Origin of the sequence: Vibrio sp. 10N.261.52.C2 (genome assembly GCF_041471425.1) — a bacterium.
GTDB classification, from domain to species: Bacteria; Pseudomonadota; Gammaproteobacteria; order Enterobacterales; family Vibrionaceae; genus Vibrio; species Vibrio crassostreae_C.
The window spans coordinates 19,000-27,330 of the sequence record NZ_JBFROH010000048.1 but is presented as its reverse complement, the minus strand read 5'-3'; the positions used below and the strand labels follow the sequence as shown (position 1 = coordinate 27,330).

Annotated in this window: 4 protein-coding genes and 1 riboswitch; of the genes, 2 read left to right on the top strand and 2 right to left on the bottom strand. The window is 44.3% G+C overall.

Annotated features, from left to right (window positions below; genetic code table 11):
* Positions 1-56: 56 nt before the first annotated feature.
* Entirely contained in the window at positions 57-1,337 is a 1,281-nt protein-coding gene (locus AB4307_RS17700; RefSeq protein ID WP_017061334.1) for a cation:proton antiporter, read from the bottom strand.
* A 169-nt stretch (positions 1,338-1,506) separates the two neighbouring features.
* Between AB4307_RS17700 and metH the strand changes: the two genes are divergently transcribed.
* Complete coding sequence (gene metH, locus AB4307_RS17695) at positions 1,507-5,184, top strand: methionine synthase (protein ID WP_372132818.1); 3,678 nt, start codon at positions 1,507-1,509, stop codon at positions 5,182-5,184.
* Positions 5,185-5,290: 106 nt separating this feature from the next.
* Here the strand turns inward: metH and lysC are convergent, their stop codons facing one another.
* Positions 5,291-6,658, bottom strand: a complete 1,368-nt coding sequence (gene lysC / locus AB4307_RS17690) for a lysine-sensitive aspartokinase 3 (RefSeq protein ID WP_017071533.1) — start codon at positions 6,656-6,658, stop codon at positions 5,291-5,293.
* Positions 6,659-6,766: 108 nt separating this feature from the next.
* Positions 6,767-6,944, bottom strand: a riboswitch (Lysine riboswitch).
* Between the two features lie 176 nt (positions 6,945-7,120).
* Here lysC and AB4307_RS17685 point away from each other — a divergent pair.
* A complete protein-coding gene (locus AB4307_RS17685) occupies positions 7,121-8,260 on the top strand; it encodes a pyridoxal-phosphate-dependent aminotransferase family protein (RefSeq protein ID WP_017061337.1) in 1,140 nt (379 codons plus the stop codon).
* The last annotated feature ends 71 nt before the right edge of the window (positions 8,261-8,331 follow it).

Here is an 8,331-nt window from a genome sequence, read left to right as displayed (position 1 = left end):
GATGAACCATAAAAAAGGCTACCTAAATTAGGCAGCCTAGTTTAATTTTTTAGATGTTAATCTAGCTCTTTCTCAGCTTGCTTCGCTTTTTCTATCATAGGAGTGATCGTCGAGCCTTGAACGAGAATCGAGAACACTACTACGGCATAGGTCATAACAAGGATTATCTCTTTAACATCTATTGCCTTATCTTCTATTACCCAGATACCTGAAGGGATTGAAAGTGCCATCGCTAGAGCTAGACCACCACGCAAGCCACCCCAAGTTAGAATCTTAATCGACCATGGGTTGTAAGTTCTAAAGCGTTTAAATCCGATGTAAGACAAGAAAACACTCAAGTAGCGTGCACTCAATACTAGAGGGACTGCGAATGCCATTAAGATCCAGTCTTCTTGGTGGAATTTGAATAGCAGCATCGACATACCAATTAATAGGAATAATACGCCGTTTAAGAATTCATCTATCAACTCCCAGAAATGATCTAGGTGATCTTCACTCTCTTTCGAGAATCCGATAAAGCGAGTCCAGTTACCAATCATGATACCTGATACCACCATCGCTAATGGGCCTGATACATGTAGAACTTCAGCAAACGCATAACCAGCAGTTGGGATGCCGATGGTTAATAGCAACTCCATCGAGTGGTCATCGGTATTGCTGATTAGGTAGTGGAATACAAGACCTAAAACAAAACCATAGACAATGCCGCCAATCGCCTCTTGAACGAATAGCATGGTCACACTACCGACGGTTGGCGCTTCTGTGCCGAATGCGATAGTAAATAGGGTTACGAAGATAACTAAGCCAAAACCATCGTTGAATAGAGATTCTCCCTCGATTTGAGTAGAGATTCTTCTGGGAGCGTCGAGTTTCTTTACTATTGCTAGCACGGCGATGGGATCGGTTGGAGAGATTAGCGAGCCAAAGAGTAGGCAGTAAATCAGATCAAATTGAATACCGATGAACTGGCAAAACCCGTACAGCACAAAACCGATAAAGAATGTTGAAAACAGCGTAGCACCTAACGCGAGTACTGTTATTTCCCATTTCTGGTCTTTTAGGTTTGGTAATTTGATTCCCAAACCGCCTGCAAATAGTAAGAATCCTAATATCCCTTTTAGAAGGAAATCTTCAAAATTGATACTGGCAACGGTTTCTGAGGCGATGTCAGCCAATTGGAACCAATTGTTTTGTCCCGCAATGATAATTAATAGAGATAACATCATTGAGCCAGCTGTGATGGCGATGGTTGTCTGCATTTTACCAATTTTTGTATTCACGAAAGCAATAAGCATGGCTGCAGCGGACAAGAAGCATAAGGTGTAATAGACCGACATTGGGATTCCAACATGTAACAAAGTATGAATATGAATTTTCGTTGTCTCATGCTCAAATAGCAAACATTTTTTTGTCATGACTCAGTAATCAATTTCCTTTTTTAGACGTCTAGACTCCTTTTTAATGTGTGATAGGATGGAGGGATAATTAAAGGAATGAGGTTGTACCGTGGGAAGTAATGTAAGGCAAAAGATTGACGCTCTGTTGAAGCAACGAATTTTACTGATTGATGGTGGCATGGGCACCATGATTCAGGATTATAAATTGGAAGAGCAAGACTATCGTGGTGAACGCTTTGCTGATTGGCACAGTGACTTGAAGGGCAACAATGACCTTTTAGTTCTTACACAGCCTAAGCTTATCAAAGATATCCATATGGAGTATTTGGAAGCTGGGGCTGACATCCTCGAAACCAATACCTTTAACGCTACAACCATCGCTATGGCCGACTATGATATGGAAAGCCTTAGTGAAGAGATTAACTTTGCTGCTGCCAAGCTTGCTCGTGAAGCAGCTGATGAATGGACTGCAAAGACCCCAGATAAACCTCGCTTCGTCGCGGGTGTATTAGGCCCTACCAACCGAACTTGTTCTATCTCGCCTGATGTAAACGATCCAGGTTACCGTAATGTTAGCTTTGACGAACTGGTTGAAGCCTATTCTGAATCGACTCGCGCGCTCATTAAGGGCGGTTCAGATTTAATTCTTATTGAAACTATCTTTGATACGTTAAACGCGAAAGCGTGTGCCTTTGCCGTTGAATCTGTTTTTGAAGAGGTGGGTATTGCTCTTCCAGTGATGATTTCCGGTACCATCACTGACGCATCAGGTCGTACCCTTTCAGGACAGACGACAGAAGCATTCTACAACGCCCTTCGTCATGTAAAACCAATCTCATTTGGATTGAACTGTGCATTGGGCCCTGATGAACTGCGTGAGTATGTCGGTGAGATGTCTCGTATCTCAGAGTGCAATGTTTCTGCTCACCCTAATGCGGGTTTGCCTAATGCATTTGGCGAGTATGACCTTTCTCCTGAGGATATGGCTGAACATGTTAAAGAGTGGGCTGAAAGTGGCTTCTTGAACCTAATTGGTGGGTGTTGTGGTACTACTCCAGAGCATATCCGTCAAATGGCTGAGGCCGTTGAAGGTGTAACGCCGCGTCAATTGCCAGACTTACCAGTTTCTTGTCGTCTTTCGGGACTAGAGCCACTGACGATAGCTAAAGAATCTTTGTTCGTGAATGTAGGTGAGCGGACCAATGTTACCGGCTCTGCACGCTTTAAGCGCCTTATCAAAGAAGAGCTCTACGACGAAGCCTTGAGTGTAGCTCGAGAGCAAGTCGAGAATGGTGCTCAAATTATCGATATCAACATGGATGAAGGGATGCTAGACGCCGAGGCGTGTATGGTTAAATTCCTGAATCTATGTGCTTCAGAACCTGAAATCTCGAAAGTACCTGTTATGGTCGATTCTTCTAAGTGGGAAGTTATCGAAGCTGGCCTAAAGTGTATTCAAGGCAAAGGCATCGTTAACTCAATCTCTCTAAAAGAAGGCAAAGAGAAGTTTGTTGAGCAAGCCAAATTAGTTCGTCGTTATGGTGCTGCTGTCATCGTGATGGCGTTTGATGAAGTCGGGCAGGCTGATACTCGAGAGCGTAAAGTCGAAATCTGTACCAATGCCTACAACATTCTTGTTGATGAAGTCGGTTTCCCACCAGAAGATATTATTTTTGACCCGAATATTTTCGCAGTGGCTACTGGTATCGATGAGCATAATAACTATGCGGTTGATTTCATTGAAGCAGTAGGAGACATCAAACGCGATCTCCCGCATGCGATGATCTCTGGCGGTGTGTCGAATGTTTCATTCTCATTCCGTGGTAATAACTACGTCCGTGAGGCTATTCACGCGGTATTCCTATATCACTGTTTTAAAAACGGTATGGATATGGGCATTGTAAACGCTGGTCAGTTGGAAATTTACGATAATGTTCCAGAAGATCTGCGTGATGCTGTTGAAGATGTGGTACTAAACCGTCGTGATGATTCGACTGAAAGATTGCTGGATATGGCGACCGAATACCTAGAGCGTGCTGTTGGTAAGGTTGAAGATAAATCTGCATTAGAGTGGCGAACTTGGCCTGTAGAGAAGCGTTTGGAGCACTCTTTGGTAAAAGGTATCACCGACTTTATTGTTGAAGATACCGAAGAAGCTCGTGTTAATGCCTCTCGTCCTATTGAAGTGATTGAAGGTCCTCTAATGGACGGAATGAACGTTGTTGGTGACCTGTTTGGTGAAGGTAAGATGTTCTTACCACAGGTTGTAAAGTCTGCGCGTGTGATGAAACAGGCGGTTGCCCATTTAGAACCATTCATTAATGCATCCAAAGAAGTGGGCGCAACTAACGGTAAGATTTTGTTAGCGACCGTTAAAGGTGACGTTCACGATATCGGTAAAAATATCGTTGGTGTGGTTTTACAGTGTAATAACTACGAAATTATCGACTTAGGTGTGATGGTTTCTTGCGAGAAGATTCTCAAGGTAGCGAAAGAAGAGAATGTCGACATTATTGGCCTGTCTGGGCTGATTACACCGTCTCTTGATGAAATGGTACATGTTGCTAAAGAAATGGAGAGACAGGGTTTCAAGCTGCCTCTTCTGATTGGCGGCGCAACCACATCTAAAGCTCACACAGCAGTTAAGATTGAGCAGAATTATTCAGAACCTGTTGTATACGTAAATAATGCCTCGCGTGCAGTGGGTGTTTGTACTTCACTACTTTCTGATGAATTGAAACCCGCTTTCGTTGAGAAGCTGGATATCGATTACGATCGCGTTCGAGATCAGCACAATCGTAAGAAGCCTCGTACCAAGCCTGTCACGCTTGAAAGAGCTCGTGCCAATAAAGTTGCTATCGATTGGGATGCGTATACGCCACCGGCACCCGCTAAGCCGGGAGTTCATATCTTCAGTGATTTTGATGTGGCAACTTTGCGTCAGTACATCGATTGGACTCCATTCTTTATGACATGGTCATTGGTTGGTAAATACCCTGCAATCCTTGATCATGAGGAAGTGGGTGAAGAGGCAAAACGTTTATTCAAAGATGCTAATGATTTACTGGATCGCGTAGAGAAAGAGAAATTACTTGAAGCGCGTGGCATGTGTGCCATGTTCCCAGCGAACAGTGTTGGTGATGATATTGAGGTGTATACCGATGAATCTCGTACCGAAGTTCTAAAAGTTCTACACAATCTTCGTCAACAAACAGAGAAACCAAAAGGCTTTAACTACTGTTTGTCTGATTACATTGCGCCAAAAGAAAGCGGTAAAGCGGATTGGATTGGTGGCTTTGCGGTTACGGGTGGTATTGGTGAGCGAGAGCTGGCTGATGAATACAAAGCGAAAGGCGATGACTACAACGCGATTATGATTCAGGCGGTTGCTGACCGATTGGCTGAGGCGTTCGCGGAATATCTGCATAAAGAAGTGAGAAAGGATATTTGGGGTTACTCGCCAGATGAGAATTTGTCTAACGACGATTTGATTCGAGAGAAATACCAAGGTATTCGTCCAGCTCCAGGTTACCCTGCTTGCCCAGAGCATACAGAGAAAGGTACGTTGTGGGAGCTGATGGACGTTGAAAAGGCAATCGATATGTCATTAACGACAAGCTACGCGATGTGGCCTGGTGCCTCAGTGTCTGGTATGTATTTCTCACACCCTGATGCTAGATACTTTGCTATTGCACAGATTCAACAGGATCAAGTGGATAGCTATGCTGACCGCAAAGGTTGGGATATGTTAGAAGCCGAGAAGTGGTTAGGTCCAAACATTAACTAGTTTGAATCTACGACGAGCTTTGATTCGTAAAGTAAAAAGAGAAAGGGTTGCTAAATAGCAACCCTTTTTGTATTTGTGATTTATCTGTCGATGATAAACGGACTTTCTATTCAAATAATTCTTGGTGCAGTTTTTGAATCGCCAACTTAGAAACAGATTCATTTAGTAAGAAGCACAGGTTGTGTGGGCTTGCACCGTAACAAATCATGCGTAGGTTGAAGTCTTCAAGAGTGCCGAAGACCTGCTTTGCATAGCCTTTGCTTTCACTCATGTTGTTACCAATAAGAGCAACAAGGCATAGGTCGTGTTCAATATCTACAGAACACAGCTCCTCAAGCTCAATGCGAGCGGCTTCAGGTAACTCAGGGGCACCACCAGAGGTATCCGTTTGATCCAGAGTAAGTGACACACTGATCTCTGAGGTAGTGATAAGATCGACCGAGATCTTATGCTTAGCAAGGATCTCGAACACCTTTGCCAAGAAGCCATAGGCATGGAACATGTTAGCACTGCGTAGCGTAACCATAGTTTGGTTGCAGCGAAGGGCAAGGGCTCTGAATAGTGGAGAGCTTTCCACCTGTTGGCGAATCCAAGTTCCACCCAACTCTGGTGCTTTAGAAGAGCCGACAAATACCGGGATTTGGTGGCGTAATGCAGGTACTAGAGTCGATGGATGCAAGATCTTCGCACCAAAGTTTGCCATTTCCGATGCTTCACTAAAGCTGATCTCTGGGATAGGAGAAGCTTTAGGTGCAATACGAGGGTCAGTGGTGTAAATACCCGGAACATCCGTCCAGATTTCTAGACCAATCGCCTTTACAGATTCGGCAATCAATGCTGCTGAGTAATCACTGCCACCGCGGCCTAAAGTCGTGGTGTTGCCTTCGCTATCAGCACCGATAAAACCTTGTGTAACGACAACTTGTTGTTGGCAAAGTGGAATAAGTTTCTCTTGCGCTAGAGCGGCAATATCTTCTAGTTGAGGTTCGGCTTTACCAAAATCATCATTAGTGCGCATCACATCTCTGATATCAAAGCGAACAGCAGGAGTGCCTCGTTCACGGATGATCTGAGCCAAGATGTGTGTCGACATCAACTCGCCACATGCGACAAGGTGATCGGTCAGTTTAGTGCTTGTTTGGAATGATGCAGCCTCGGCAGCGCTCGCAATGTCATCAAGAATGCTGTGAACTTCTTTTTCGATGCTGATTGGATCTGCGAGTTGGTCAAGAATTGCGTTATGAATCTCCGCTAATTGCGCCATTAATTCCTGACGACGTGCTTTATCTTGAACACCATTTGCCAGTTCAACCAGCAAGTTAGTGACACCAGAGCATGCACTACTCACGATCAGTTTCGTGTTTGAGTTGTTTTCAATAATGGCAGCACAACGGCTCATTGCTTCAAAGTTGGCAACACTTGTTCCACCAAACTTAGCGACATTAAAAGAACCAGCTACATTAGATGCACTCACGATATATCTCCCACGACTTCCTAAAATAAAATTACGGTTGGGTAATCCAACGTCCGATGTTTTTCGAAGAGAGTTTTAGAGCAAAAAGAGAGGAATTATTAGAATAGTAACCTCAGAAGCTCTTCACCATATAGAAATGGCGACAGTTGAAGGGATTCAGCCCGCTCAACCGATAATAAAGGTCCTGCATCCTTTTATTATCTCGGCACTGCTCCCCATAAATGTTTTGTATTGGAAATGCGGTTCCACAAAACATCTGCCTGGGCAGTGCTCCTCTTCTGCTAGATAGCCGTTTCATTGAACGTTTTTGTGGTAACAATGTCAATCCGTAACTTGAGATAATTGAAAAATAATTTTAACAATTATGTGACAGTGGTTTGACCTCAATACTTATGGCTAATTGCTGAGGTAATCAATTTGCTTTAGGGTGGATTGTTCACAACATTAACGTAAGGGATGTACATGTCTAATTTACCACTCACTACTGCTATCGATAGCTTTTATCCACCACACCGAACGTTAATGGGACCTGGTCCTTCAGATATCTCACCTCAAGTGTTACAGGCTTTGAGCCGTCCAACCATAGGTCACTTAGATCCGCTGTTTATTGCGATGATGGACGAGCTTAAACAGCTTCTTAAATACGCTTTTCAGACTGAAAACGAATTTACGATTGCCGTTTCTGCACCGGGCAGTGCGGGTATGGAGACCTGTTTTGTTAACTTGATTGAGCCTGGTGAAAAGGTGATTGTTTGTCGTAACGGGGTCTTCGGTGAGCGTATGCGAGAAAACGTGGTGCGTTGTGGTGGCGAAGCCATCCTTGTTGATGACGAATGGGGCAAGCCCGTTTCAGTTGAAAAGGTAGAACAAGCATTGGCAGAAAACCCCGATGCCGTTGCTGTTGCATTTGTGCATGCAGAGACATCAACCGGAGCGTTATCTGATGCTCAAGCTATCTCTGCTGTCGCTCGTCAGTTTGATGCGTTAACGATTGTTGATGCAGTGACATCATTAGGTGGTGTGCCATTGCTGGTTGATGAGTGGCAGCTTGATGCGGTTTATTCTGGCAGCCAAAAGTGTCTGTCTTGTGTGCCAGGGCTATCTCCAGTGACTTTCTCTCAGCGTGCGGTTGATAAAATGAAAGCCCGTAAAGCACCAGTGCAAAGCTGGTTTTTGGATCAAAGTTTAGTATTAGGTTACTGGAGTGGAGAAGGTAAGCGTAGCTACCACCATACCGCACCCGTGAACAGCCTTTATGCTCTGCATGAGTCGCTGGTTTTGTTGAAAAATGAAGGCTTAGATAATGCGTGGTCTCGTCATCATGCGATGCACCAAGAGCTTAAAGAAGGCGTAGAAGCTCTAGGGTTAAAGTTTGTGGTTGATGAAGAGAGCCGCCTGCCGCAGCTTAATGCACTTTATTTCCCAGAAGGAATTGATGAGGCTAAGATCAGAACGCAGCTTTTAGAAGAATATAATCTTGAAATCGGTGCTGGGCTTGGCTCTTTGGCTGGTAAGGCATGGCGTATCGGCCTAATGGGTTACGGTGCTCGTAAAGAGAATGTCGCGTTGTGCCTAAAAGCGCTAAAAGATGTTTTGAAGTAGCTGCATGAACTGAAATTAAAAAGAAAAGCGCACGAGAGATCGTGCGCTTTTTTGTATCTACCCCAAGCTCC